At 70.8% G+C, this 26659-nt stretch carries 24 protein-coding genes and 1 pseudogene; 13 read left to right on the top strand and 12 right to left on the bottom strand.

The features are described from left to right. The first annotated feature begins 24 nt into the window (after positions 1-24). Positions 25-1143, top strand: a complete 1119-nt coding sequence (locus ACFFC4_RS08140) for a tyrosine-type recombinase/integrase (protein WP_375499604.1) — start codon at positions 25-27, stop codon at positions 1141-1143. Between the two features lie 40 nt (positions 1144-1183). Here ACFFC4_RS08140 and ychF read toward each other — a convergent pair whose 3' ends face one another. Next, positions 1184-2257: a redox-regulated ATPase YchF gene (gene ychF / locus ACFFC4_RS08135; protein WP_375499602.1), complete on the bottom strand. Its 1074-nt coding sequence runs from the start codon at positions 2255-2257 to the stop codon at positions 1184-1186. 99 nt (positions 2258-2356) lie between these two features. Here ychF and rmuC point away from each other — a divergent pair, with 99 nt between their 5' ends. Continuing rightward, a complete protein-coding gene (gene rmuC, locus ACFFC4_RS08130; RefSeq protein WP_375499600.1) occupies positions 2357-3790 on the top strand; it encodes a DNA recombination protein RmuC in 1434 nt (477 codons plus the stop codon). Positions 3791-3796: 6 nt separating this feature from the next. Here rmuC and ACFFC4_RS08125 read toward each other — a convergent pair whose 3' ends face one another. Beyond that, a complete protein-coding gene (locus ACFFC4_RS08125; RefSeq protein WP_375499598.1) occupies positions 3797-5755 on the bottom strand; it encodes an alpha/beta hydrolase in 1959 nt (652 codons plus the stop codon). A gap of 82 nt (positions 5756-5837) precedes the next feature. Between ACFFC4_RS08125 and ACFFC4_RS08120 the strand changes: the two genes are divergently transcribed. Continuing rightward, complete coding sequence (locus ACFFC4_RS08120) at positions 5838-6632, top strand: esterase/lipase family protein (RefSeq protein ID WP_375499596.1); 795 nt, start codon at positions 5838-5840, stop codon at positions 6630-6632. Here ACFFC4_RS08120 and ACFFC4_RS08115 read toward each other — a convergent pair. From ACFFC4_RS08115 to ACFFC4_RS08105, 3 genes are read right to left on the bottom strand one after another with little or no spacing between them, the layout of a single operon-like run. Further along, positions 6622-7443, bottom strand: a complete 822-nt coding sequence (locus ACFFC4_RS08115; protein WP_375499594.1) for an ABC transporter permease — start codon at positions 7441-7443, stop codon at positions 6622-6624. The two genes, ACFFC4_RS08120 and ACFFC4_RS08115, sit on opposite strands and share 11 nt — an antisense overlap. Further along, on the bottom strand, positions 7440-8366 hold the full coding sequence (locus ACFFC4_RS08110) for an ABC transporter ATP-binding protein (protein ID WP_375499592.1): 927 nt from the start codon (positions 8364-8366) through the stop codon (positions 7440-7442). Before ACFFC4_RS08110 ends, ACFFC4_RS08115 begins: the two co-directional genes overlap by 4 nt. 7 nt (positions 8367-8373) lie before the next feature. Then, the gene (locus ACFFC4_RS08105) at positions 8374-9459 is read right to left on the bottom strand and encodes a transcriptional regulator (RefSeq protein ID WP_375499590.1); all 1086 of its coding nucleotides are present in this window, start codon (positions 9457-9459) and stop codon (positions 8374-8376) included. 586 nt (positions 9460-10045) lie between these two features. On the opposite strand from ACFFC4_RS08105, the gene ACFFC4_RS08100 reads away from it, so the two are divergent. Further along, the gene (locus tag ACFFC4_RS08100; protein ID WP_375499588.1) at positions 10046-10456 is read left to right on the top strand and encodes a DUF6542 domain-containing protein; all 411 of its coding nucleotides are present in this window, start codon (positions 10046-10048) and stop codon (positions 10454-10456) included. On the opposite strand, the gene ACFFC4_RS08095 is transcribed toward ACFFC4_RS08100, so the two are convergent. Then, positions 10443-11447 (bottom strand): 4-hydroxy-3-methylbut-2-enyl diphosphate reductase, encoded by a 1005-nt coding sequence (locus tag ACFFC4_RS08095; RefSeq protein ID WP_375499586.1) that lies wholly within the window; start codon positions 11445-11447, stop codon positions 10443-10445. The two genes, ACFFC4_RS08100 and ACFFC4_RS08095, sit on opposite strands and share 14 nt — an antisense overlap. A 60-nt stretch (positions 11448-11507) precedes the next feature. On the opposite strand from ACFFC4_RS08095, the gene ACFFC4_RS08090 reads away from it, so the two are divergent. The 7 genes from ACFFC4_RS08090 to ACFFC4_RS08060 all read left to right on the top strand — a co-directional run bounded on the left by ACFFC4_RS08090 (position 11508) and on the right by ACFFC4_RS08060 (position 17998). Continuing rightward, positions 11508-12179 carry a hypothetical protein gene (locus tag ACFFC4_RS08090; RefSeq protein ID WP_375499584.1) on the top strand — a complete coding sequence of 224 codons (672 nt, stop codon included), beginning with the start codon at positions 11508-11510 and terminating at the stop codon, positions 12177-12179. A 12-nt stretch (positions 12180-12191) separates the two neighbouring features. Next, entirely contained in the window at positions 12192-13382 is a 1191-nt protein-coding gene (xseA, locus tag ACFFC4_RS08085) for an exodeoxyribonuclease VII large subunit (protein WP_375499582.1), read from the top strand. A gap of 83 nt (positions 13383-13465) precedes the next feature. Next, positions 13466-13672, top strand: coding sequence for an exodeoxyribonuclease VII small subunit (locus tag ACFFC4_RS08080; RefSeq protein ID WP_375499580.1), 207 nt, complete (start codon positions 13466-13468; stop codon positions 13670-13672). Between the two features lie 54 nt (positions 13673-13726). After that, on the top strand, positions 13727-14776 hold the full coding sequence (gene glpX / locus ACFFC4_RS08075; protein ID WP_375499578.1) for a class II fructose-bisphosphatase: 1050 nt from the start codon (positions 13727-13729) through the stop codon (positions 14774-14776). A gap of 93 nt (positions 14777-14869) precedes the next feature. Continuing rightward, entirely contained in the window at positions 14870-16012 is a 1143-nt protein-coding gene (locus ACFFC4_RS08070) for a hypothetical protein (protein ID WP_375499575.1), read from the top strand. A 66-nt stretch (positions 16013-16078) separates the two neighbouring features. Further along, the gene (locus ACFFC4_RS08065) at positions 16079-17476 is read left to right on the top strand and encodes a class II fumarate hydratase (RefSeq protein WP_375499573.1); all 1398 of its coding nucleotides are present in this window, start codon (positions 16079-16081) and stop codon (positions 17474-17476) included. Further along, positions 17477-17998: an HAD family hydrolase gene (locus tag ACFFC4_RS08060; RefSeq protein ID WP_375499571.1), complete on the top strand. Its 522-nt coding sequence runs from the start codon at positions 17477-17479 to the stop codon at positions 17996-17998. A 33-nt stretch (positions 17999-18031) separates the two neighbouring features. Here the strand turns inward: ACFFC4_RS08060 and ACFFC4_RS08055 are convergent, their stop codons facing one another. Then, complete coding sequence (locus ACFFC4_RS08055) at positions 18032-19753, bottom strand: GAF domain-containing SpoIIE family protein phosphatase (RefSeq protein ID WP_375499569.1); 1722 nt, start codon at positions 19751-19753, stop codon at positions 18032-18034. Positions 19754-19931: 178 nt separating this feature from the next. Here ACFFC4_RS08055 and ACFFC4_RS08050 point away from each other — a divergent pair, with 178 nt between their 5' ends. After that, positions 19932-20528 carry a TMEM175 family protein gene (locus ACFFC4_RS08050; protein WP_375499567.1) on the top strand — a complete coding sequence of 199 codons (597 nt, stop codon included), beginning with the start codon at positions 19932-19934 and terminating at the stop codon, positions 20526-20528. Between the two features lie 196 nt (positions 20529-20724). Here ACFFC4_RS08050 and ACFFC4_RS08045 read toward each other — a convergent pair whose 3' ends face one another. The 3 genes from ACFFC4_RS08045 to ACFFC4_RS08035 all read right to left on the bottom strand — a co-directional run bounded on the left by ACFFC4_RS08045 (position 20725) and on the right by ACFFC4_RS08035 (position 24338). Then, positions 20725-21312, bottom strand: coding sequence for a biotin transporter BioY (locus ACFFC4_RS08045; RefSeq protein WP_375499565.1), 588 nt, complete (start codon positions 21310-21312; stop codon positions 20725-20727). A gap of 152 nt (positions 21313-21464) precedes the next feature. After that, positions 21465-22592 carry a uroporphyrinogen-III synthase gene (locus ACFFC4_RS08040; RefSeq protein WP_375499563.1) on the bottom strand — a complete coding sequence of 376 codons (1128 nt, stop codon included), beginning with the start codon at positions 22590-22592 and terminating at the stop codon, positions 21465-21467. Between the two features lie 381 nt (positions 22593-22973). Continuing rightward, complete coding sequence (locus ACFFC4_RS08035; protein WP_375499561.1) at positions 22974-24338, bottom strand: PhoH family protein; 1365 nt, start codon at positions 24336-24338, stop codon at positions 22974-22976. A gap of 328 nt (positions 24339-24666) precedes the next feature. Here ACFFC4_RS08035 and ACFFC4_RS08030 point away from each other — a divergent pair, with 328 nt between their 5' ends. Further along, positions 24667-24867 carry a hypothetical protein gene (locus tag ACFFC4_RS08030; RefSeq protein WP_375499559.1) on the top strand — a complete coding sequence of 67 codons (201 nt, stop codon included), beginning with the start codon at positions 24667-24669 and terminating at the stop codon, positions 24865-24867. Positions 24868-24902: 35 nt separating this feature from the next. Here ACFFC4_RS08030 and ACFFC4_RS08025 read toward each other — a convergent pair. Together ACFFC4_RS08025 and ACFFC4_RS08020 are read right to left on the bottom strand one after the other, a co-directional pair. Further along, a pseudogene (locus ACFFC4_RS08025) lies at positions 24903-25737 on the bottom strand (sulfurtransferase); the annotation flags it as partial. 10 nt (positions 25738-25747) lie between these two features. After that, positions 25748-26515 carry an isoprenyl transferase gene (locus tag ACFFC4_RS08020; protein WP_375499557.1) on the bottom strand — a complete coding sequence of 256 codons (768 nt, stop codon included), beginning with the start codon at positions 26513-26515 and terminating at the stop codon, positions 25748-25750. Positions 26516-26659 lie beyond the last annotated feature (144 nt).

Raw genomic sequence — 26659 nt, 5'->3', positions numbered from 1 at the left:
CTCGCCCTAGAAAGCTGATCGCCCATGGCCAGCATCAAGCGCCGACCCGACGGACGATGGCGCGCGCGCTATCGCGACGACCAGGACCGCGAACACTCCCGGCACTTCGACCGCAAGATCGACGGCGAGACCTGGCTGGCCGAACAGACCGTCGCGGTCGCGACCGGTGCCCATGTCGTCCCACGCCTGAGCAAGATCACGGTCCAGGCCTTCTACGACGATTGGTCGCGGCGTCAGGTCTGGGCCTCCGGCACCCGCACCGCCATGGACCTCGCCATGCGCTCCTCCGACCTCGGTCGCTACCAGATCGGGCAGGTGAGTCACTCCCACATCGAGGCGTGGATCAAGCGGATGGCCGACCAGCCACTCGCCCCAGGGACCATCAAGACCCGATACAACAACGTGCGCGGCGTCTTCCGCGCTGCCGTCCGCGACCGGCTCATCGTGCGTGACCCCACCGAGGCGGTTCGGCTCCCCCGCCAGCGGCGCGCCGACGCCAGCATGAGCATCCCGACCGTCCACGACGTCGGCGTCCTGCTCACCGCTGCCGACGAATCGTTCCGCGCCTTCGTCGCGCTGTGCGCCTTCGCCGGGTTGCGCCTCGGGGAAGCGGCCGCCGTCCAAGTCGCTGACATCGACTTTCTGCGGCGCAGGCTCACCGTCGCCCGTCAGGTGCAGCGGGCTGGTGACCGGCAGGTCGAGATCAAGGCTCCAAAGTACGGCTCGGAGCGGGTCATCCACCTGCCCGATGACCTCACCACGCTGCTCGGACAGCACGTCGAGGCGCACACCTTCGGGCGGTCGTCGGACCGGTGGATGTTCCAGGGCGAGCCCGGTGACCCGCCGCACCAGAACACGGTCGGCTACTGGTGGCGCAAGACCCAGACCACCGCTGGAGTCACCGGCATCCGCTTGCACGACCTGCGCCACTTCTACGCCTCGGGACTCATCGCGGCCGGCTGCGACGTCGTCACCGTGCAGCGCGCGCTCGGTCACGCCTCGGCAACCACGACCCTGCGGACCTACGCCCACCTGTGGCCGACGGCCGAGGATCGCACCCGCGCCGCGGCCGCCGATCTGATGCGCTCCGCGACCTCGCCGGAAAATTCTGCGGACTTTTTGCGGACTAGAACCCCGAAATAGGGCCTCTGAGGCCCATTTTTGCTGGGATTCTCGGGGGCCGTCAGACGTTGAAGCGGAACTCGACCACGTCGCCGTCCTGCATCAGGTAGTCCTTGCCCTCGATGCGCACCTTGCCGCGCGACTTGGCTTCGGCCATCGAACCGGCGTCGACGAGGTCGCCGTAGGACACCACCTCGGCCTTGATGAAGCCGCGCTCGAAGTCAGTATGGATGACGCCCGCGGCCTGCGGGGCGGTGGCACCGACCGGGATCGTCCAGGCCCGCGACTCCTTGGGGCCGGCCGTCAGGTAGGTCTGCAGGCCCAGCGTTGCGAAGCCGACGCGTGCCAGCTGATCGATTCCAGACTCCTCCTGGCCCATGGACTGCAGTAGTTCCAGTGCCTCGGCGGCGTCGAGTTCGATCAGCTCGGCCTCGGTCTTGGCGTCGAGGAAGATCGCCTCGGCCGGGGCGACAAGGGCGCGCAGCTCGGTGATGAAGTCGGCGTTCTCGAGCTCGTTGGAGTCCACGTTGAACACGTACAGGAACGGCTTGGTGGTCATGAGCGTCAGCTCGCGCAGCGGCTCGCGGTCGATCCCGGCGGAGTACAGGGTCGTGCCTCGTTGCAGCAGCTCGATGGCCTGCTCGGCGGCGGCCAAGACGGATGCCCGGTCCTTGTGCAGGCGGACGTCCTTCTGCAGGCGCGGCAGCGCGTTCTCGAGCGTCTGCAGGTCGGCCAGGATCAGCTCGGTGTTGATGGTCTCTATGTCGGACGCGGGGTCGACCTTGCCGTCGACGTGCACGACGTTCGGGTCGCTGAACGCGCGAATGACCTGGCAGATCGCGTCGGCCTCGCGGATGTTGGCCAGGAACTTGTTGCCCAGTCCCTCGCCGGTGCTGGCGCCGCGGACGATGCCGGCGATGTCGACGAACGACACGGTGGCCGGGACGGTCTTGGCCGACGAGAAGAGTTTCGAGAGGACGTCCAACCGGGCGTCCGGCACGCCGACGACGCCCACGTTCGGGTCGATCGTGGCGAAGGGGTAGTTCGCGGCCAGCACGTCGTTCTTGGTCAGCGCGTTGAACAGGGTGGACTTGCCGACGTTGGGCAGGCCGACGATGCCGATGGTGAGGCTCACGAGCTCTGACTCTACGGACGCGCGGGCCGCCGGTTTTCAGTCGAGTGGTAGGGCGCGTCGGATCCCGAAACTGTCGGACCCCGGTGTGAGCATCGAGCCATGGATGTCGCTGCTGTTCTGCTCGCCGTGCTCACCCTTGCCGCCGGGGTGGTCATCGGGCTGTTGTTCGGACGTTCCCGCGCAGAGACCTCGCACCGGGTCGCGCTCGCCGAGGTGGAGGCCGCCGGGCGCGAGACCCTTGCCCTCACCGAGGCCGCCACGCACGAGGCTCGTCACGAGGTCGCTCGACTGACAGCCACCCTCGACTCCGAGCGGGCGTCGCACCGGCGGCGGCTCGAGGAGGACGCGGTCGCCGAGAGTCGGCTGCGCGAGGCGTTCGACTCGTTGGCCGGCAAAGCGCTGCAGGCCAACAATCAGGCCTTTGCGGAGCTGGCCGAGGCCAGGCTGACCGCGGCTCGGGCCTCCTCGGACGGCGATCTCGCCCAGCGTCAGCAGGCGATCGAGGGCATGGTGCTGCCGTTGCGCGAGACCCTCGAACGCGTCCAGAGCCAGCTCAACTCCGTCGAGCGCGACCGCGCCGGCTCGTACGAGAAGCTGCTCGAGCAGGTCGGCACCATGCGCCAGACCTCTGAGCAGTTACGCCTCGAGACCACACAGCTCGTCACCGCGCTGCGCGCGCCGCAGGTCCGCGGCCGTTGGGGTGAGATGCAGCTCGAGCGGACCGTCGAGGCGGCCGGAATGAGCGAGCACATCGATTACGTCACCCAGGAATCAGTGACCGGTCCCGACGGCGTGCTGCGTCCCGACCTCGTGGTGCGCCTCGTCGGCGGCAAGAACATCGTTGTCGACTCGAAGGTCGCGTTCAGCGGCTACCTCGAGGCCATGGAGGCCAAGGACGAGGCCACCCGGGCGCTGCGGCTCAAGGCGCACGCCAAGCACCTGCGCACGCACATCGACCAGCTCGGCGCCAAGTCCTACTGGCAGCACTTCTCCCCCACACCCGAGTTCGTCGTCTGCTTCGTGCCGGCGGATGCGTTCCTCGACGCCGCGCTGCGCGAGGACCCGTCGCTGCTCGAGCGGGCCTTCGACCAGGACGTCGTCGTGGCCACGCCGTCCACGCTGGTGGCGCTGCTGCGCACCGTCGCCTACACCTGGCGGCAGGAGGCGCTCGCCGCGAACGCTGCCGAGGTGCACCAACTCGGCCGCGAGCTCTACCAGCGGCTCTCGACGATGGGCGGGCACATCGACAAGCTCGGCAGGTCGCTGAACAACGCGGTCGGCGACTACAACAAGACGGTGTCCTCGCTCGAGACGCGGGTCTTCGTCACCGCCCGCAAGATGATCGACCTGAAAGTTGTGAAGCCCGACGAAGCAATCGAGGCGCCGCGGCAGGTCACTGAGCACGCGCGCTCCACCCAGGCGCCCGAGGTCGCCGAGCAGCGCCTCGTTGCGCTGCCCAAGCCGAAGGTGCCGGTGGGTCAGGGCGATCTGCTGGGCGGCGGCGACGCGGTGCAGGACCGCGCCACGTCCTGACTCCTGTCAGGGAGCGGGTGCGGTGAGCCGGGTGCGACCGATGGTCGCGGTGGCTAGCAGCCCGCTGCCCCAGCGCACGAGTACGTGCACGACCCTGCCCCGCGGTCCGGTCACCTGCAGGTGGCCGCGTCCGCCGGTAGCGGTGACGGTCACCGTCCCGCTCACCATCGTGTTCGTCGTCCACCGCACCGCGTGCAGCGTCGCGTTGCCGTCCTCGTCGTAGTGCACCGAGCCGCCGCGTAGGCCGAGGTCCCTTGCGCCGTCGACATAGTCGAAGCGAATCAGCGCGTCACCAGCCGCCGCCACCGCGATCGCGGCCAGCCGGCGCGTGTTCGGCGACGCGTGCCCGTGGGCCGGGACCACCTCGCCGAACCGCCGGGGGAACTGCGACACGGCCCGGATGCGCGGAATCCGTGCGGCACACGAGGCGTCGAGACGGCCGGTCGGGTGCGCGACGAAGCGCTGCACCAGCGTTCGCCCACAGACGTTGTCGTTCTCCAAGGCCACCAGGTGAACGGTGTTGGCGGCCACGATGGTGCGTGCACCGCGCCCCATCTGCCGTTTGATGTGCGCCCCACCCGCGGCCGGCGTCAGCGAGTCGAGTTGGCCGTTGAGGATCAGCACCGGGATGTGCCGCGGGTTCAGCGCAGCGCCGGCCGGGATCGGCGGGTCGGCCGGATGCGTCGGCGCGGGCCAGCCCAGGCAGCCGGTGTAGGTCTCGGTGTACGGCAGGACCGTCAACCACTCCCGAGTGGTGAACGGCGCGAACGTCCGCGCCGGCAGGGCCTTGATCGACGCCGCGAGCTGGGTGCGCCGCATCGACGGGGACGAGCGCATGTCGAACAGCTGCGGATAGTCCGTGCACGCCACGGCCAGGTAGAGCCCGTCGGAGTAGTAATCGGCCTTGGCCGAATAGTCGCTGTAGTCGTAGCCGACGTCCTGTGCGTAGAGGCGCAGCAACGGGGTGGCGTCACGCCGTTCGAGGTAGGCGCGAGCGGCTGCGTCGAGCTGACGGTAGGGGTCGGTGTCGTACCCCGCGTCGTTGACGATGTTCAGCAACGCGGTGACGCCGACCGTCACCCGGTGGCGCACAGCGTCCGTCCCGACGACGGTGCCGGTCGCCGCGTGCCGGCGCAGCACTGCAGCGAGCTCGGAGATCCGCGCCCAGGACCAGCCGCCCGGGCAGCCGACGGCGCGGCGGCAGACGGTGTCGAACGCCCGCCGCGCGGTGCTCACCGTCGTCCGGTACCAGGGGTCCAGACCGCGCGCCTCGTAGGCGGAGTCGAGCACCACCGAGCGCACCAGGCGTGGGTACCGCGCCAGGAACGACTGGGCGAAGTACGTGCCGTACGAGTCACCGTAGAGATCGACCTTCGCCAGCTTCAGGGCGGCAAGCACCCGCGCAGTGTCGCGGGCCGTGTTCGCGGTGCTGAACAGATCGGACGCGTGCACCCACCCGCCACCGGTGCGGCGGAAGGTGTGGTTCAGCTGACGGCCACACGCGTCGGCAGCTGCAGTGAACCGCGGCGTCGGCGACGGCAGCGATTGCAGCGGCTCGCAGTCGATGGGCGTCGAGCGGCCGGTGCCCCGGGCGTCGACGAGCAGCAGGTTGCGGTGCGCAAGCGTCGGCCCGAACATGGTCTCGAAGTCGGCCGCGGTGCCGGTCGACGGGTAGCCGGGCCCGCCCTCCTGGGCCAGGACGGTGCCGCGCGCAGTCCCGCTGCTGGGCAGCCACCCGAGGCCGATCTTGATCGTGCCGGCCTTCCCGTCGGCGGGGTCGAGCGGCACCCGCAACGAGCCGCAGTACGTGGTCCGGCTCGTCCCGAGATTGCACCGGCTCAGCGTCAGTGCGCCCACCCGCAGGGTCGAGGGTGCATGCGCCAGCGGCGTGGCGCACGCCGGGCTAGCGCCGGTGGCAGCGAGCAGCAGGACGGTGGCCGAGACAAGCACCCGCGCGAGTCGCATGCGCGCATCATGCACCGCGGAAGGCCCCGGCGGGAGCGCGGACAAGTCGGGCGGTCTCAGGAGCGGCAGGCACCATGGGTCGGTGTTCGCGTCCCTTGCCCCGGCTCGTCGACGGCTCGTGCTTGTCGTGCTGGCGCTGGTGGTGGCGGCCGCGGTCGCGATCACCGTGGTCGCGGTTGTCGGTGGCGACGACGCGAAGCCGGTGTCGCAGCAGACACCCGGTCCGGTCGTGCTCGTGCCCGGTTACGGCGGGTCGACGACGAGCGTCTCCGCCCTGGCCGCCTTCCTGCGTGAGCACGGCAAGGACGCGACCGTGTTCGACCTGCCCGGCGACGGCCGCGGCGACCTCGATGCGCAGGCCCGCTCGCTCGGCAATACCGTCGACACGATCCTGGCCCGGACGAAGGCCACGTCGGTCGACGTCATCGGGTACTCGGCCGGCGGTGTGGTCGCCCGGCTGTGGGTGCGCAGTCACGGCGGCGCGGCGCGGGCCCGGCACGTCATCAGCCTGGGCTCGCCGCAGCACGGCACGGACGTCGCCAGCCTGGCGGGCACCGCGCTGCCCGGCGCGTGCCCGACCGCCTGCCGCCAACTCGCGACCGACAGCACGCTGCTGGCCGGCTTGAACGCCGGTGACGAGACGCCGGCCGGACCGCGCTTCGTCTCCATCTGGACGACCCACGACGATGTCGTCCTACCGCCGTCGTCGGCCCGCCTCCACGGCGCCGTGGACCTCACCGTTCAAAGCGTCTGCCCGAACGACCCCGTCAAGCACGAGGGCCTGCCCACCGACCCGGCCGTGCAGGCGATCGTGCTCGCGGAGCTTGCTGCCGGTCCGCCCGTCACGCGGGTGCCGGCCAACTGCATCAGCTCTTGACGTCTTTCGTGCTGAAGTTGGCCCACGCGGCGAGCAGGAACACCGCGACGTAGACCAGCTGCAGCAGCACACCGCGCTCGACGTTGCGCCACAGGATCGGATCGCGGAACAGGTCGATGAACGACAGCCAGTACCGGGTCGGCAGGTAGGGCTGCAGCGGCCGCGCGGCATCGAGGGTGAGCAGCACCGACGACCCGATGAGGAACGCGATAGCGCCGAGCGTGGCAGCCAGCGGCGAATCGGTGACCGTCGACAGCAGCAGGGCCAACGCGGCCACGCCCAGCATCGACAGCGCGACGTAACCCATGGCCAGCAGCGTCCGCAGTGCCACCTGGGTCGGCGTCAGCGCCGAACCGGAGACGCTGGCGATGGTCGAGCCGGCGGTGGCCGGGTCGTTGCCGAGCAGCAGCACGCCGACCACGAACCCGATGCCGGCCACCAGAACGACGGCCAGCACCGTGAACGCCAGCACCGTGACCAGCTTGGCCGTCAGCAGCCGGGTACGTCCGACCGGGCGGGCCAGCAGGTAGCGCAACGTCCCGGACTGCGCCTCGCCGGCGATCGAGTCGCCGCCGATCACCGCCACCGCAATGGGCAGGAACAGCGGCAGCACGATGGCCAGCGCGGCCACCGCGAAAAGCGACCCGTTCGACAGCACCGCCGACAGGAACGCCGGACCTGAACCCGGTCGCGGCGCGATGTCGGTGGTGGCCAGCAGCACCGCGACGAGCGTCGGCAGCGCGTTGAGCAGCAGCAGCGTGAGCCAGGTCCGTGGACGACGGGCGAGCTTGCGCAGCTCGACGGCGATCACGACGCCACCACTCGATGCGCAGCGGCCACCCGGTCGGAGCCGGCGGACGTGCGCTCGAGGATGACCTCTTCGAGGGTGTGCCGCTGCGCGGCGAGCCCGTCGACCGGAACGCCGGCGCGTACCAGCAGCTCGGCCAGCTCGGCCGGCCCACCGTCACGCACCAGGAGCAGGTCGTCGACGCGCGACACCACGCGTGCCCCCAGCGTCGACACGGCCGCGGCCGGTTGGGACGTCCGCACCTCGGTGAGACCGGTAGGGGCACGCAGCACCTCGAGGGACTCCTGCACCACAAGCCGCCCGCGGTCCAGGACGCCGATCCGGGTGCACATCTGCTCGATCTCCGACAGCAGGTGCGAGGAAAGGAACACGGTGGTGCCGTCGCGGTTCAGAGCCAGCAACAGGTCGCGGATCTCGTGGATGCCCTGTGGGTCCAGGCCGTTGGTCGGCTCGTCGAGGATGAGCAGTTCGGGACGCCGCAGCAGCGCCGCTCCGAGCCCAAGCCGCTGGCGCATCCCGAGCGAGAACGCCTTCACGGGCCGGCGCCCCACCGCGTCGAGTCCGACCTGCTCGAGCACGCCGTCGATGCGCGCGGTGCGGGTGCGCCGCGAGCCGCCCACGCCACTGGCATCGATGAGCTCGAGGTTGGTCCGTGCCGACAGGTGGCCGTACGCGCCCGGCCCCTCGATCAGGGCGCCGACGCGAGGCAGGACCTCGCGGGCCGACTTCGGCATCGCCCGGTCCAGCACACTGATCTCGCCGGACGTGGCCAGCACCAGGCCGAGCAGCATCCGGACGGTCGTCGTCTTGCCCGAACCGTTGGCGCCGAGGAAGCCGTAGACGTCGCCGGCGCGGACGTCGAGATCGATGCCGTCGACGGCGGTCACCGAGCCGAAGCGTTTCGTCAGACCGTGGGTACGGATCACGGACGGTTCACCGGCCCGGCCGTCCGAGGTATGGCTGCAGCAGCGGGAGCTCGCCGATCGCGGCGCGCAGCGTGGTTGCGGTGACCGTGCCGACCAGCAGCCATCGGTCACCGTTCCCGCGCGGCGGCCCGAGCTGGACGTTCAGCGCGCCCACGCCGGCGGCGATCCCGCTGTCGTCCTCGACCGCGCGCGGCGTGGTGCGCAACGACGGCACGACCTGGCCGGCCAGCCGGGCAGGTAACGGCACTGCGACCACGGTCGTGACGCCCCGCCCGTACACGCCCACGGCGCCGAGGTCGAGATCGGTGCGGCGCGCCAGCCCGGCAACGACCGCCGGCGGGCGGGTGCTGCCGAAGGCATCGAGCGCCGACACGATGTCGCCGAAGCCGTCACGCTCGACCCGGGTGCCCACGACCGGACGGAAGGCGACGGTCGAGGCCGAGGGCCGGCCGAGCGTCAGGTCGAGCAGTGTGCTCGCGACGAGCGGGGTGCGGCTGCCGCCTGCGTACACCGCGACGGACACCGGCAGCCCGCTGCCGGCCAGCGCCCAGACGTCGATGGCGGTGACGGTCGAGCCGCTGTCGCGAAGCCGTACCCGAAGGCCGGCGGCGGTGTACCCGGCGATCCGCTTGGTGGGAAGTCGGCTGACGTCGGAGGCGTCGACCTCGCTGAGCAGCCGGCGGGCCAGATTGCCGGGTACGAGGTCGTCGGAACGGGGCAGGCGCACGGCGGCGGTGCTCGACGTCTGCCGGACCTCCCCGGACTCGTAGTCCCACGTCGACAGGCCGCCGGCGTCGCGGTGCAGGTCGGTCTCGCCGGTCAGGTCGAGCGTGTCGACGCGCCAGTCGGTGGCGTCACGCCACCACACCCGCAGCTGCTGGCTACCACCGAACAGGTCGCTGATGGTGCCGAACGCGTCGCCGCTGACGGGCAGGGACAACCCGCCCTGCGACTGCGCGTACCCGGAATACGGAACGCTCGCCGAATTGCGAACCCGCTGCAGCAAGGTTGCGGCGCGGACGTCGCTGCTGGACACCGGGAGAACCCGCACTACGGTGGGCGCCGCGACGAGCGCAGCGACGACAGCCGCCACGACCGCCCACCGCCACCGTTGCTTCACACTTCACCGTACGTGGAACGCGCGTCCGCCGTTCATGATCACTGTGTCCGATGATCGCGGCCCGGCCCACCGCAGATGAGTGCGCCGAGCCGGCCGGAGCGTCACGCGCGTCTGCTGCCCAGTCTCAGCATCGGCCGGTAACGTTTCGGGAAAGCTCCCGCCGAGGGCCCGAGCCAGCCGGGCAGCGCCGCCCCGCAGCACCCCGCCCCACGACACGAGACGAAGGAGCCGCAGCGTGCCGGACCGATCCGCTCCGCGTCGCGGTTGGCCAGTATCCGGCCGCCCCGACGACGACGGCTGGGGTCCGTCCACCGCGACGTTCGGCGGGTCGGCCCGCTCGGGCAGCCCCGCTCGTGACGACGCCTTCGCCCGCGCTTTTCAGCCCCCGGCGTCCGACATGCCAGCCCGGCAGCGTCAGGGTCAACGTCCCCGGGACCAGGCTCCCCGGGATCAGGTTCCCCGGGCTCAGGGCCCCCGGGATCGGGGCCGGAGACCCCAGGCGGACCCGTGGAGCACCGGGTTGCCGCCGACGCGGGACAAGCAGCGCGCCAATCGGCAGATGGAGCGCCAGATCGCCGAGCTGCGGCGCAGTAGCCGTCCGCAGGAACGCGGCCTGCCGTGGTGGGCGGCACTGGTACTGCTCATCGGCATCGCCGTCATCGGCGGGCTTGTCGACACCATCGGCACGACCGCTGCGCGCGGCGGCTTCAACATCGGCATCGTGGTGGCTTCCGTCGTAGCCATCCTGACGGTGAAGCGTTCGCACATGTTCCCGGTCGTCATTGCGCCGCCGATCGTCTACACCCTCGCCGCGGTCTTCCAGCTCTACCTGCGCTCGAGCGGGCTGCACGACAAGAAGGTCATCTACGACGCGGCGTCGAACTACCTGGTCTACGGCTTTCCGGCCATCGCCGCGGCCACCGCGGCCGTCCTGATCATCGCCGGCTTCCGGCTCATCACCCGCCGCTGACCACCCTCGTCGCACCGAGTTCGCGACGCAGCTCCCTGGGTAGGGCGAATGTCAGCCGCTCCTCGGTGTGCGCTACTTCCTCGACGATGCCGTAACCCTGCTCGGCCAGCAAGCGCAGCGCGCCGTCGACCAGGATCTCCGGCACCGAGGCCCCCGACGACACGCCGACGGTGGTGACGCCGTCGAGCCAGGCGGGGTCGATGGCCGCGGCGTTCTCGACAAGGTAGGACGCCTTGGCACCGGCGGTGAGCGCGACCTCGACCATGCGCACCGAGTTCGAGGAGTTCGCCGAGCCGACCACCAGGAACAGCTCGACCTGCGGCGCGATCGCCTTAACGGCCGCTTGCCGGTTCTGGGTGGCGTAACAGATGTCGTCGGACGGCGGGGACTGCAGCAACGGGAACTTCTCGCGCAGCGCACCGACCGTCTCGAGCGTCTCGTCGACCGAGAGCGTGGTCTGCGACAGCCACACCACTCGCTCGGGATCGCGCACCTCGACGCCGGCGACGCTCTCGGGTCCGTCGACGAGCGTGATGTTCGCCGGCGCCTCGCCGCTGGTACCGACGACCTCTTCATGCCCCTCGTGGCCGATCAGCAGGATGTCGTAGTCGTCCTTGGCGAAGCGGCGCGCCTCCTGATGCACCTTCGTGACCAGCGGGCAGGTTGCGTCGATGGTGCGCAGCCCGCGGGCTGCGGCCTGCTCGTGCACCTCGGGGGCGACGCCGTGGGCCGAGAACACCACGAGCGCGCCCTCAGGCACCTCGGCGTTCTCCTCGACGAAGACCGCGCCGCGCTCCTCGAGCGCCTGGACGACATGCAGGTTGTGCACGATCTGCTTGCGCACGTATACCGGGGCGCCGTAGTGATCCAGCGCCTGCTCGACGGTCTGCACAGCCCGGTCGACACCGGCGCAGTACCCCCGGGGCTTGGCCAGCAGGACCCGCTTGCTGGTGGGGTCGGCTCCGGCCGCCGGGACTGCACTGGAGCTCATGACGGTCATGGTACGGACCCGGCGATGGAGGGATCTGCAGTCATGCGGCACGCTGGTGACATGCACCTCCCTGGTCCCCTGCGGGCGGCGGTCGGCCTCGCCGCCACTGCCGCCACCGAGGCGAAGCACCTGCCCGACCGCGCGATCGAGCTGCCGATGCTGATGGTGAGCTCTGCGCTGCAGGCCTCGCTGCGCGCTCAGCAGCGCTACGCCCGCTATGCCGCGCGCGGCGACGAGGTACTCAACCGCCGCACCCCGACCGAGGAACCGCCGCCCTGGGCCACGTTCGACGAACCGGTCCCGCTCGACGAGCTGCGCACCGCAGCCGACCGGGGTGACAGCCGGCCGCGGCCCGGCCGGCCGAGCTTCGAGAACCTGTTCGGCGTCGAGGACCCGACGGCGGCCCCGGACGGACGCGAGCCGGTCGACGAGATCCTGCCGCCCGACGAACCGCCCACGGTCGTCGACGCGTCCGCGACTGCGCCGCCGGTCGTCAAGGCCACCGCCAAGAAGGCCACCGCCAGGAAGTCCGCAGCTAGGAAGTCCGCAGCTAAGAAGTCCGCGGCCAGGAAAGCGCCCGCCGCGAAAGCGCCCGTCAAGAAGTCGGCAGCGAAGCAGGCGGCGGCGACGAAGGCGGCCGTCTTGGCCGACCCGGCGGTCGAGCGGGCGAAGACGGTCAACAAGCCCCGACACACGGAACCCTCGGCGTTCGACGACGCCGGCGACGACTGAGCTTCCGGCGCTGTGGCCCGTCTCGAGACCTCGGCCGAGTCGCCGGTCCCCGTCCGCGTGGTCGCGCTGCGCGTCGGCGAGTGGATCGCGCGGCTCGGCGAGATCTGGGTAGACGGGCAGATCGCGCAGCTGACGCGGCGTCCTGGTGTGGCCACCCAGTTCCTCACCTTGCGTGACCCGGACGCGAACATCTCGATGAGCGTCACCTGCCCGCGCGGCGTGCTGCCCGACACGGTGTCGGAGGGCAGCCGGGTCGTGCTGCGCGCCCGGCCGGACTTCTATCTCGAGCGCGGCACGCTGAGCCTGCGCGCGTTGGAGGTTCGGCAGGTCGGGTTGGGCGAGCTGCTGGCCCGCCTCGACGCGCTGCGTCGGCTGCTCGCCGCAGAGGGACTTTTCGCGCCGCAGCTCAAGCGCCCGCTGCCGTTCCTACCGCACACCGTCGGGTTGATCACCGGACGGGCCAGCGCAGCCGAACGCGACGTCATCGACAACGCCCGGCGTCGGCTGCCCGGTGCCCGGTTCCGCATCGAGAACGTGGCCATGCAGGGCACCAACGCAGTCAGCGAGGTCATCGATGCGATCGCCCGCCTCGAGAAGGACCCGGCCGTCCAAGTGATCGTCATCGCCCGCGGCGGCGGCAGCGTCGAGGACCTGCTGCCCTTCAGCAACGAGTCGCTCGTCCGAGCGGTCGCCGCGGCGTTCACGCCGGTGGTCAGCGCGATCGGCCATGAGACGGACGTACCACTGCTCGACCTCGTCGCCGACGTCGCCGCGTCCACCCCTACCGACGCTGCCAAGCGGGTCGTGCCCGACCTCGCCGACGAGCTGCGTGAGGTGGCAGCGCTGCGCGAGCGCGCGCGGGCCCGCATCCATGCCCGCCTCGACCGAGAGGCCGAGCTGATGGCCGGCCTCCCCGAGCGGCTACGGCGCACGGTGCGCGGCCGGCTCGTCCGAGAGTCCGACGACGTCGCCACGGCCCGGGCCCGCAGCCGTCGGCGCATCGAGTCGCTGCTCGAGGCCGGGCGCGCTGAGCTGGGTCACGTCCGGGCCCAGATCCGCACGCTGTCCCCGCAGGCCACCCTCGAGCGTGGCTACGCAGTCGTCCGCCGGGCCGACGGCACCGTCGTCCGCACGCCCGACGAGGCCGTCGGCGCCCTGCACGTCCGGGTGGCCGAGGGCGAGTTCGACGCCACCCGCACCTGACCCGGCTTGTCCGTCCAGATGGTCGTGATCGACGGCTGGATCACGACCATCTGGACGGACAAGCGCCCAGTAGGGTCGGCGGCGTGCCGGACGAGCCGAGTTACGAGCAGGCGCGGGCCGAACTGCGCGACGTCGTCGCCAAACTCGAGTCCGGCGGCCAGCCGCTCGAGGAGTCGCTGGCCCTGTGGGAGCGCGGCGAGCAGCTCGCGGACATCTGCCAGCGCTGGTTGGACGACGCCGGCACCCGCCTGGACGAGGCAATCGCCCGGCACGACAGCCCGGAGCAGTGACGTTCTGACAGGATGGGGATCCGCCACGGCCTGCGCCGAGAGGAAACGCCAGCGATGACCGACGGTCCCCCCGACACGCAGCACGACGCGATTCCGCCCGCCTTGGCCGTCGCCCGGCAAGCGCCCGACCGCAACCTCGCCCTGGAGCTCGTCCGGGTGACGGAGGCCGCGGCCATGGCCGCCGGGCGCTGGGTCGGGCGCGGCGACAAGAACGGCGGTGACGGTGCGGCGGTCGACGCGATGCGCGCGCTCATCGGCACGGTGTCGATGAACGGTGTGGTGGTCATCGGCGAAGGCGAGAAGGACGAGGCGCCGATGCTCTACAACGGCGAGGAGGTCGGTGACGGCAGCGGGCCACTGTGCGACGTCGCCGTGGACCCGATCGACGGCACGACGTTGATGGCCAAGGGCGAGCCCAACTCGATCGCGGTCATCGCGGTAGCGGAGCGCGGCGCGATGTTCGACCCGTCTGCCGTCTTCTACATGGAGAAGATCGCCGCCGGGCCCGACGCCGCTGACGCCATCGACATCACCGCCCCCACCGCCGAGAACATCCGCCGGGTGGCGAAGGCCAAGCACGGGCACCCCGAGGACGTCACCGTCTGCATCCTCGACCGGCCACGGCACCAGCAGCTCGTCCGTGAGGTCCGCGACGCCGGCGCGCGCATCCGCTTCATCAGCGACGGGGACGTCGCGGGCGCGATCTCGGCGGCGCGTCCCGGCACCGGCGTCGACCTGCTGCTCGGCATCGGCGGGACGCCCGAGGGCATCATCGCCGCCGCCGCGCTGCGCTGCCTGGGTGGCGTCATCCAGGCCCGGCTCTGGCCGCAGAACGACGACGAGAAGCAGAAGGCGATCGACGCCGGGCACGACCTCGACCGCGTGCTGCTCACCGAGGACCTCGTGCGCGGCGACGACATCTTCTTCTGCGGCACCGGCATCACCGACGGCGAACTGCTGCGTGGGGTGCGCTACTACGCCGACTCGGTGCAGACCGAATCCATCGTCATGCGTTCCAAGTCCGGGACGATCCGGCTCGTCGACTCGCTGCACCAGCTCGGCAAGCTGCGGGCCTATTCGGCCGTCGACTTCGACCGCAACTGACTGGTGCGATCGGCTTCAGCGCGCGCGTCGTTAGGTTGCCTGTCACAGTAGGTATCAATTGGCAACCACATTCCCCGACGAAGGCTGATGGCGATGCAGGCATCAGACGGTGACCGCCGGTTCACCGCCGCACTGGGCGCACTGCGCAGGGTCCTGACAGCGGGCCCGCGCTGGGAGTCCAGCCGCGTGCTGACGGGTGGCGCAGCGGCGGCAGTCGCCGTGCTCGCCGTCACCGGCGTCGTGGCGCTGAGCACCAGCGGGTCTGCGGCGACCCGCACGAAGGACGTTGCCGCCACCGCGACGCCGGCCAAGCCGCACTACCTGCTACCCATCGGATCGCTCGTCAAGGACGGGTCGGTGCCCGCCCCGACGCTGAGCGGCGACAACGGCACCGTCGGGGTCCCGAAGGGCACGGCCGCCCGCCCGACCAAGCCGACCACGAACCCCAACCTCGCCGACATCACCACCTACCGCGGCGGCAGCGGCACCATGACGGCCGTCGGGATTGCCACGCTCGCCCTCGAACGCGGCTGCTCGACCGCGCAGGCTCCGACGGCCACCGCGATTGCCATGGCCGAGTCCGGTGGCAGCCCCAGCGCGCAGGGTGACGTCTCGCTGATGACCGACGTGTGGGACTGGTCGGCCGGCCTCTGGCAGATCCGCGGACTGCGTGCTCAGCGCGGCACCGGAGCGCTGCGTGACTCGATCGCCAACCAGCAGGCGGTCACGAACTCGGTCGCCATGTATGCCATCTCCAACGGCTGCACGAACTGGTCGCCCTGGACGACCTACACCCGAGGGCTCTATGTCGGGTACCTGGGCATCGCCGGCCAGGCGGTCAATTACGTGGTCGCGTACTACAAGGCCCACGGCCAGTACCCACCCGTCGCGGCGCCGGACCCGAACGCGGCCATCCCGGTCTCGACGGGTGGCGGCGGTGCAGCTGTTCCGGCCACGGTCGCCAGCGGCAGCAGCTCCCGCACTGCCAGGCCGACGAAGGCCCGCACCTCGACGGCCCCGAACGCACCGGCGAAGACGACGCCCACGAAGGCGGCTGGGCAACCCAGTGCGGCCAGCAGCACGAGTACGAGCGCGCGCACCACAACGCCGGCCTCGGTGCCGACGAAGTCGACGCCCAAGACGCCGTCGCTGCCGCTGCCCTCGATCACAACGCCGTCCCTTCCCACCCTGCCGTTGCCGCTGCCCACCATCACGGTGCCGCCGCTGCTGCCATAGGGCTCGGGAGGAGGGTCGGAGCGCGTCACTAGGCTGGCGTGGACCGTCCCGACCCGAGGAGCGCCAGTGTCTGCCGAGCAGGAATTCCGCATCGAGAAGGATTCGATGGGCGAGGTGCGGGTGCCCGCAGCAGCCAAGTGGCGGGCACAAACCCAGCGTGCTGTCGAGAACTTCCCGATCTCCGGACGCGCTATCGAGCGCGAGCTCATCGCCGCTCTGGCGGCCATCAAGGGTGCGTCCGCCTCGGTGCGCGCTGGCGAGGGGATGCTCGCCGAGGCCAAGGCTGCGGCCATCGTCGACTCCGCCGCCGAGGTGGCCCGCGGTGACTGGGACGCCGAATTCCCGATCGACGTGTTCCAGACCGGCTCGGGCACCTCGTCGAACATGAACACCAACGAGGTGCTTGCGACCTTGGCGGCCGAGCGACTTGGGGAGCCCGTCCACCCGAACGACGACGTGAACGATCCGTTCTCCTCCAACGACCAGTTCCCGACCGCGATCCACATCGCTGCGGCGAGCGCCATCACCGTCGACCTCATTCCGGCATTGACCCACCTGGCCGAGGCCTTCGAGGCCAAGGCTGACGAGTTCGCGATGGTCGTGAAGTCCGGCCGTACACATCTGATGGACGCCACGCCCGTGACGCTGGGTCAGGAGTTCGGCGGCTACGCCGCAGCCGTGCGCTACGGCATCGACCGGCTGCGCGACTCGCTGCCGCGGATCGGCGAACTGCCCCTGGGCGGCACCGCTGTCGGCACCGGCATCAACGCTCCCGTCGGCATGGCCGGCGAGGTCATCGCGAAGCTGGCCGCCGACCTCGACCTGCCGCTGACCGAGGCGCGCAACCACTTCGAGGCGCAGGGCTCGCGCGACGCGCTGGTCGAGGCCAGCGGCGTGCTGCGCACCATCGCCGCCGGGCTGAACAAGGCGGCCAACGACATCCGCTGGATGGGCTCGGGCCCGCGCACCGGCCTGACCGAGATCTTCCTGCCCGACTTGCAACCGGGGTCCTCGATCATGCCGGGCAAGGTCAACCCGGTGCTGTGTGAGGCCGTGGGCCAGGTCGTCGCGCAGGTGATCGGCAACGACGCTGCTGTCGCGTGGGGCGGCGCGGCCGGCAACTTCGAGCTCAATGTGATGCTGCCAGTCATCGCCCGGAACCTGCTCGAGTCGATCCGGCTCATCGCCAACGTCTCTCGGGTCTTTGCCGACCGCTGTGTCGCCGGCATCGAGGCCAACGTCGAGCGCTGCCTCGAATACGCCGAGTCATCGCCGTCGATCGTCACGCCGCTGAACCACTACGTCGGCTACGACGAGGCGGCGAAGATCGCCAAGCAGGCGCTGGCCGAGAAGAAGACCATCCGCGAGGTCGTGGTCGAACGTGGACACGTGCCGGGTGCCATCAGCGAGGAGAAGCTAGACGAGGTGCTGGACGTGCTGTCCATGACCGCGCCGAAGGCGTAGATGACCGACGCCGTCATCTTCGACTTCGACGGCACGCTCACCCCTGGACGCACCGACAAGGCTCAGGCCGCGGCCCGCAAGACCCAGGCTGACGCGCTCGGGGTCGACGTCGACCGGCTGGACGCCGAGATGACCGCCACCGTCGACGTGCGGTTCACCGGTGCCGGCGGCTCGATCGAGGGCTCGTTGGCCTGGGTATGCGAACGCCTCGACGTGCGCCCGACACCGGCGCAGTTGGCCGAGGCGGCCCGGGTGCGGCTGGCCGCCGAGCAAGCTTTCGGCCGTCCCCGGCCCGAGGCGGTGCGCGTGCTGACCACACTGCGCGCCGCCGGCCTGCGGATCGGAGTGGTCAGCGACTGCTCGGCCGAGCTGCCGCGGTACTTCCCCGACCTGTCGATCGCCCCGCTCGTCGACGCGCCGGTGCGCGCGAGGTCGGTATGCGCGCAGTGCACCTGGCGGTCGCCGGCGAGCAGGGCGGCACCGTCTATGGCCGCCATACCTCGTGGGATGGTGAGGTCGTGACCTCATTGGGAGATCTGCCCGACGTACTGGCACTCAGCTGATACGGACCGCGAGCAGCGCGACATCGTCCTCGGCACGCGGGCCGATCGTGTCAGCCAGGATCGCGTCGAGCATGGGTTCGAGATCGAGCCCCCGGTGGCGACCCAGGGCCGCACGGACGTACTCGATGCCGGTGTCGACGTCCTGGCGACGCGTCTCGATCAACCCGTCGGTGTAAAGCAGCAACGTAGAGCCGGCCGGCAGCGTCGCCCGGCGGTTGCGGCGTTCCCGGTTCGGTCGCACCCAGAGCATGCAGTCGTTACGCATGCCGTCCTCGAGCACCCGGCACTCGCCGTCGGGCGACGCGACGATGGGCGGCGGGTGCCCGGCGCTCGACCACTCGAACTCGACGTCCCCGGTCGCGCCGTCGCGCTCGAGGCGGCCCAACAACACCGTCGCGTGCCGCTCGATGGCGAACTCGGTGACTGCCTGATCCAGGCGGCGCAGGATGCTGGCCGGCGACTCGTCAAGCGCCCAGTCCAGGGTGCGCAGCATGTTGCGCAGCGAGCCCATCACCGCGGCCGAGCGCAGGTCGTGGCCCTGCACGTCGCCGATCGTCACGTGCAGCGCGCCCGAGGACGTGAGCCGTGCGTCGTACCAGTCGCCGCCGGCCTCGTCGCGCTCGGCGACCGCGACGTAGCGCGCGGCCAGCTGGGCGTGCTCAGACGTCGGCAGCCAATCGGTGAGCATGGCCGCCTGCAGGGTTCGGGCGGCGCCGGTGCGCTCGGCCAGCAGCCCGGCCCGGTGCACGGCCTGGGCGGTGTAGGAGGCCAGCGCCGAGATCGTGAGCCGGTCGTCGTCGGAGAAATCGCGCGGTTGGTCCCAGACCAGCGCCAACGCTCCCAGCGTTCTCGCGCCGACGGCCAGCGGCACCACCGCACGGGCCTGCCCGTCGCCGGCCTGGGGCGGGAGCGCCGCCTCCGGGAAGCGCGCGTCCCGTACGGCCTGGTCCGGGAAGAATAGCGCCTGTCTTGTCGCCACCGCCTCACCGATCGCGGTCTGGGCCGCGGCGCTGAGGACACGGTGCCGCTCGGCCTGCGGCCACGGCTCGATGGGGTGGTCGACGTAGGCCAGGCGCTCGTCGGCGTCGGTGACCCAGATGCCCGCGTGCGCGCAGCCGAGGTACTTGCCTGCGACGTCCTGCAGGGCCGATGCGACCTCGGTGGCGGTGACGGTGTCGGCCAGCGACTCGCTCAGCGTCAGCAGAACCCGGGCCCGGGCCGAGAGCTCGGCGGCCAGGGCCGCGCTGCGGGCCAGCGCCGCGTGGGAGCCGCGCAGCTGCAGCTCGACGGAGGCCACTTCGGCGATGTCGGCCAGCAGCATCAGCTCGGCTGACTGCCACTGCCGGGGCACGTCCTGGATCGCGCACACCGAGCCGACGACGTCGCCGTCGGCGTCGCGCAACGGGAACCCGGCGTACGCGATGACCCCGAGATCGGACACGGCCAGGTTGTTGTGCAGCCGCGGGTCGAGACGGGCGTCCTCAATGATCAGCGGCGCTTGGTCCAGCACCACGTACTGGCAGAACGAGTGACTCAGCGGCGTCTCGCGCTCGTCCTGCCACGGCTCGGGCAGGCCGACCGCGCCAGGGAAGACCTGCCGCTCAGCCTCGACGATGCTGACCAGGGCCACCGGGACGTTCAGTGCCTCGCGGATGATCCGGGCCAACCGGTCGAAGGACGGATCGGCATCGACCCGCAGCGCCGCAAGATCCATTGCGCCGCCCTCCGAATCGTCTGCCCAACCGTGCCGCGAGACTATCCTGCGCCCATGACCGCCCTCCGCTGCGCTCCGGCCGCCGAAGGCCATGCCGCCCAGTCACGCGCAAGCGCATGACCGCCCTCCGCTGCGCTCCGGCCGCCGAAGGCCATGCCGCCCAGTCACGCGCAAGCGCATGACGAAGGACCGGCTGCTGGCCTTCAGCGACGGCGTCATCGCCATCCTCATCACGATCATGGTGCTCGAACTGGACGTCCCGAAGGGCGGTCACTGGAGCGACCTGCGCGACGACCTGCCCGTGCTGCTCGCTTACGTCGTCAGCTTCGTCTACGTCGGCATCTACTGGACGAACCACCACCACATGCTCTCGATCGTGCACCGCGTCACCGGCGGCGCGCTCTGGGCAAACCTGCACCTGCTGTTCTGGCTGTCACTCGTGCCGTTCACCACCGCCTGGATGAGCGAGAACGACTTCCAGGCCGCACCGGTCGCGGCCTACGGCATCGACCTGCTCGGCTGCGCGCTGGCCTACTTCGTGCTGCAGGGCGTGCTGCTTCGCTCCGAGGGCCCTGACTCGCTGCTGGCCCGAGCCGTTGGCGCCGATCGCAAGGGCAAGGCGTCGTCCGTGCTGTGTGCCGGCGGCATCGCGCTCACGTTCGTCGAGCGTTGGCTCGGCCTCGCTGTCTACATCCTGGTCGCGCTGCTGTGGTTCATTCCCGATCGCCGGGTGGAGCGGACGTTGGCGGCCAGTGACGAACGGCTAGCCGACTGACGGCTAGGAATGCGTCCAGGTCGACGAGCCGGCGCACGGTGTCGGCAAAGGCGAGGGTGGGACGCCCGGAGGCCGCCGCCGCCTGTCTGGACGAGCTTGACCACTGCCATCGAGGCCGGCCCGACCGCGGCCAGCGCGGCCACGGCCAGGGCCGCGTCGGGTTCGGTCCCGCAGCCGGTGACGAGCAGGACGGACGTCAGCGGCCCCGGTGGACGAGCTTCCACACCGCCGGCAGCACGATTGCAGCGACGGCCATCTTGATCGCGTCCGTGACCAGGAACGGCGTGACGCCGAGCTCGACGGCCTTGCTGGCCGACAGGTTCAGGTCCTGCGCCAACCAGACCGCACCGACGACGTAGATCACTGCCGTGCCCAGCGTCATCAGCCCGACCGTCCCGGTGACGGAGCGGTCGTTCCCGCGGCGGGCGAGCTCACCCACGATGCCGGCGGCCACCACAAAGCCCAGGATGTAGCCGAAGTTGGCGCCGCCCCAGCCGTGGTGATGGTCGGCGTACCACGGCACGCCCGCGATGCCGGCGAGGGCGTAGAGCGCGATGGAGAGCAACCCGCGCACCGTGCCCAGCGACGCACCGACGACCAGTACGGACAGCGTCTGCAGGGTGAACGGCACCGGCGTGAGCGGCGTGTGGACGGACACCTGCGCGGCGAGTCCGGTCAGCCCCGCGCCGGCAGCGATGAGAACGGCGTCGCGCACTCGTGCGCCGGGCACCAGGTCCGCGAGGACGAGGCGGGTGGGCAGGACGGCGGCGTTGGCGCTGGCCATGGGGTGTCGCTCCTTCGCTGAAGGGTGATGTGGGAGCTGAGGCTATCGAGTCCGGCGTCAGGTCATCGCGCGCAGGGTCTTCTAGGTCCTACCCTCGTGACCGGCCGCCCGAGGACCCGCCCTCGGAACGACGCCCTCGGTTCCAAGCTGGATCACACGGCCAGGCGGTAGCCACGCTTGACGACGGTCTGCACAATCGCCGGATTGCCAAGTGCGGTGCGCAGCTGACCGATGGCGGTGTCGACCGCGTGCAGGCCGTCGCCGGGCAGGGCGTCGGCCAGCTGGGCATACGCGACGACGTCGCCCGGCAACGCGACGAGCTTGCGCAGCAGCGCCATGCTCGACGTGTCCACTGGTACGAGCCGGTCGTCGATCACGGCTGCCTGCCCGCGAACCTCGATGCGGTGCTCAGCCGCGTAAGCGACCAGGGCGCGCGCCGGCAGCGCCTCGACGACCTCGCGCACTAGTGCGCCGAGCCGGAAGCGCTCGGGTTGGACGACGGGGATGCCCGCCGCCACCAGCGGCGCGGCGGTGACGGGGCCGACGGCCGCGGCGAGCACCGGGCCACGCAGCGCCGAACGCACAGCATCACCCAGACCCAGCTCGTCTGCGGTGCGCAGGAAGTTCACCGCCGCGGGTGCGCTGGTGAACGTCAACGCGTCGATGTTCGCCGAGACCACAAGCTCGATAAGCCACTGCAACGGTGCCGGGTCGGCCGGCGGCTCCCAGCGGTAGACGGGCACCTCGATGACGTCGGCACCGGCGCCGCGTAGTGCGGCCACGAGGTCGCGCAGCGGGTCGCCGTGCAACTGGATCGCAACCCGCTTCCCGGCCAGGTCGTAGTGGGCGAGCATGTGCTCGAGCACCTCGACGCTGGATTCGGATTCCGGCGACCATTCCTCGCGCAAACCGGCGGCGCGAACGGCGCCGCGGACCTTCGGGCCGCGGGTGAGGATCGTGGCGGTGTCGAGCGCCCCGATCATCGACTCCTTCAGACCCCACGCGTCGGCGACGTCCAGCCAGCCACGGAACCCGACGCCCGTGGTGGCGACGGCGAAGTCCAGCGGGCCGGACAGGCAGCGCTTGGTCGCGGCGAGCAGCTGGGTGTCGTCGACCAACGGGACGACGCGGATCGCCGGACCGTAGACGATGCGCGCGCCGCGTCGCTCCAGCGCGGAGCCGAGTTCTTCGCGCCGACGCTCCGCGGTGACGCCCACCGTGAAACCGGCCAGTGCGCCGATCGCGGCGACCGGCTCGGGGTTGTCGACGGCAGGCAGCATGACCTCCACGGTACGGACGATCGAGACGGGGCGACCGCTGCGCACCGTCATTCCCCTACGCGGGCCTCGACGCTCACCGGGTCACCGTCGTAGATCTCCTCGGCCCGGCGAACAGCGGCCTTGACCGGCAGGAGGTACCGGCAGGAGATATCTGCCCTAACGCGGGAACAACGACGTCGTGAACTCGGTATCGCCGATGCGGGGCGTGGCCGAGCTGAGTGCGGCGTTCGAGCCCTACGACCTCAACCCGTCGGCTTCGATCTGTGGCGCTACGACGGCGGCCCGTGGACGCACCTCGTCCGCATCTCCTTCGGTTGATCAACAGCGCCGAAACGTCGTGTCACGACGTTTCGGCGCTGTTGATCACCGGTGGGGGGTGGGCTACAGCGGGAGGTCCTCGAGCATCTCGGTGACGAGGGCGGCGATCGGTGAGCGCTCGGAGCGGGTGAGGGTGACGTGCGCGAACAGCGGATGCCCACGCAGCGCCTCGATGACCGCCGCGACGCCGTCGTGCCGGCCGACGCGCAGGTTGTCGCGCTGCGCGACGTCGTGCGTCAGCACGACCCGAGAGCCGGCACCGATGCGCGACAGCACGGTCAGCAGCACGTTGCGCTCGAGCGACTGCGCCTCGTCGACGATGACGAATGAATCGTGCAGCGACCGGCCACGGATATGCGTCAGCGGCAAGACCTCGAGCATGCCGCGATCGATGATCTCGTCCATGACGTCGCCGGAAACGAGCGCGCCGAGGGTGTCGAACACGGCCTGTGCCCAGGGCGCCATCTTCTCGTTCTCGGACCCGGGCAGGTAGCCGAGCTCCTGGCCGCCTACTGCATACAGCGGCCGGAAGACGACGACGCGCTTGTGCGCACGCCGCTCGAGCACCGACTCGAGCCCCGCGCACAGAGCCAGCGCGGACTTGCCGGTGCCGGCCCGCCCGCCGAGGGAGACGATGCCCACCTCGGGATCGAGGAGCAGGTCCAGCGCGATGCGCTGCTCGGCCGAGCGACCGCGCAGGCCGAACACCTCGCGGTCGCCGCGCACGAGCTTGACCTGCTTGTCGGCGGTGATCCGACCCAGCGCGGAGCCCTTGGCCGAGTGCAGCACCAACCCGGTGTGGCAGGGCTGGTCGGCGACCGGGCCGAAGTCGGCGTTGTCGATCATGTCGACGGGTTCGCCGTCGTACAGCGCGTCAACGGTCTCGGCCGCTACGTCCATCTCGAACATGCCGGTCCAGCCGGTGGAGTCGGCTACAGGGTGCATCCGGTACTCGTCGGCCTTGAGGCCCACCGACGCGGCCTTGACCCGCAGTGGCATGTCCTTGGTGACGAGGGTGACGTCCTTCCCGTCCGCCGCGGTGTTGAGTGCGACGGCGAGGATGCGGGAGTCGTTGCTGTCGACGCGAAATCCCGCGGGCAGCACCGAGAAGTCGGAGTGGTTGAGCTCGACGTGCAGCGTGCCGCCACCAACGCCGTCCACCGAGGCCCCGATCGGCACCGGCGCGTCGAGGCGGCCGTGCGTGATGCGCAGCTCATCGAGGACCCGCAGGGTCTGCCTGGCGAACCAGCCCAGCTCGGGGTGGTGCCGTTTGGCCTCTAACTCGCTGATGACGACGAGAGGCAGCACGACCTCGTGCTCGGCGAACCGCCCGAGAGCACCCGGATCGGACAGCAGCACCGACGTGTCGAGCACGAAGGTCCGCAGGCCGGGCGGGCGGGTGTCACTCGTGGGGAGGGCAGCGGTCACGTGACGCTCCTGATGAGGTGGACGACGCCGAGCGCACACGCGCCCGTCGCGCTGGTGGGTTTCGGCTCGTCGCACCGGGCGGGGGCACGAACCGGCCCCTCGCGCAGTCTCGCCACAACAGCTGGCAACGGTGGACCTCCGTAGCGAACGGGGTCGGCCCGCCGCCGACTCGGACGCTACGTCCGCAGGGGCGCCCGCAACCGAAGGCGCGCGGGTTTATCGGTTACGCCGCGGTAAACACTCGCCGTACGCCGCCGTGCGGGTGCTTGCAAAGATGACACACCCGTTTCGTTGTCATTCCGGCGTTCGCTGCCTACGCTCCCCGAGCATGATGCATCGGGTCTGGTCCGCCGTCCGCAAGGCCACGCGGTGGTGCGCGGTCAGCCTCGGCTCGGCCCTATGCACCCTGGGTAACGCCGAGCTCGGCTACCTGCAGCGCACCGATGCCCAGCACGACCTCGACGCCTACGCCCGGTCCGGCGTGGCCGAGATCGAGGCCTGGCTGGGCCGCTTTGCGGTTACTGACTGAGCGACGCTTGCGGAGCGAACAGGACTCATGACTGAACCGGTGTCCGTCGGGCGTGCCGGGTCGGCGCCCCACTGGGACCACGAACCGGACTGGGACCACGAACCGGACTGGGACCACGAACCGGGGTAGAGCGCGGTGCCCCGGGCGCCGGACAGTTCCAGCGCCAGCAGGTCGTGGCAGGCGGTGACGCCCGAGCCGCAGTAGACGATGGCCGGGCGGTCCTGCGCCGCGGCGAAGCGCTGACGCAGGTCCTCGGGCGGGCGGAACCGCCCGTCGACACCCAGATTGCCCGCCCACGGTGCGCTCGACGCTCCGGGGATGTGGCCGGGCCGCGGGTCGATGGGGCCGCCCTGCGCGTAACGCTCGGCGGTGCGGGCGTCGTAAACGACCCGGTCCGTCGCTGCGGCCACCTCGTCTGCGGTGACGAAGCGCTCGCGAGGCCACGGTCGTGGTTCTCGGTCGACGGGCTTGAGGTTTGCCGGGTTGGTGACCAGCTCCCCCGGCCAGGCGTCGATGCCGCCGTCGAGCACGGCAACCGGCTCGCCGAGCACGTGCAGCAACCACCACAGCCGGGCCGCGACCGAGCCGCCGAGATCGTCGTAAGCGACGACCGGCGTGCCGGCGGCAATGCCCGACCCGGCCCAGGGCGGCCGCGAACCGCTCCGGTGCCGGCAGCGGGTGACGGCCGTCGGCCGGCGTAGCGGGATCGGAGAGCTCGGTGTCGATGTCGAGCCACACGGCGCCGGGCAGGTGGCCGCGCAGGAAGGCCTCGTGACCCGAGCGGCCGTCGAGGTACCAGCGGACGTCGACGATGCGCACGGCTCGCTGGTGCGCCGAAAGCCAGTGCCCGTCCACGACCGGGCCGGGCAGCTGGGTCACTTCATCCACCGAAGCGCCGTTGCCGCAGGCCGTAGTCGCGCAGTGCGCGCAGGAAATCGATCTTGCGGAAGTCGGGCCAGAGTGCGTCGCAGAAGTAGAACTCGGAGTGCACGGACTGCCAGAGCAGGAACCCAGACAGCCGCTGCTCTCCGGATGTGCGGATGACGAGGTCGGGGTCGGGCTGACCGCGCGTGTACAGGTGCTCGGCGATGTGATCGACATCGATGACCTCGGCCAGTTCCTCCAGCGACCCGCCGGCGGCCGCATGCTCGTTGAGCAGCGAGCGGACGGCGTCGGCGATCTCGCGCCGTCCGCCGTACCCGACCGCGATGTTGACCGTCAGGCCCTCGCGGGCAACCGTCTCCTCCTCGGCCTTCTTCAGCGCCAGGGTGGTCTCGGCCGGCAGCAGGTCCAGCGCCCCCATGGCCTTGACCCGCCATGGGTTGCGTGGCGCGGAGAGCTCGGTGGCCACGCCCGCAATGATCTGCAGCAGCGGCTCGAGCTCCTCGCTCGGACGGAGCAGGTTGTCGGTCGACAGCAGCCAGATGGTGACATGCCCGACGCCGGCCTCGGAGCACCAGTCGAGCAGGTGGGCAATGTGCAGGGCCCCGGCGACGTGACCGTGGCTGACGTCGTCGAAGCCGGCGGCGCGCGCCCACCGCCGGTTGCCGTCGACCATGATCGCGACGTGTCGGGGAACCGGCAGACCTTCGAGATGGGACCGCAGACGCCGCTCGTAGACGGAGTAGACCACCTCGCGCACACCCACGCGACGAACCTATCGCCGTCGGTGCGGCGATGCGACTGTCCAGGCGGCTCATGCCGCGGTGGCGCGGTGGCGCAGTGGCGCAGTGGCGCAGTGGCGGGGCTCGATCCAGCACAGCGTGCACTGACCCCGGCCTGGGTACCGTTT

It is taken from the genome of uncultured Jatrophihabitans sp., from assembly GCF_964244045.1.
Lineage (GTDB): Bacteria > Actinomycetota > Actinomycetes > Mycobacteriales > Jatrophihabitantaceae > Jatrophihabitans.
This window is presented reverse-complemented; position numbering and strand designations above follow the sequence as displayed.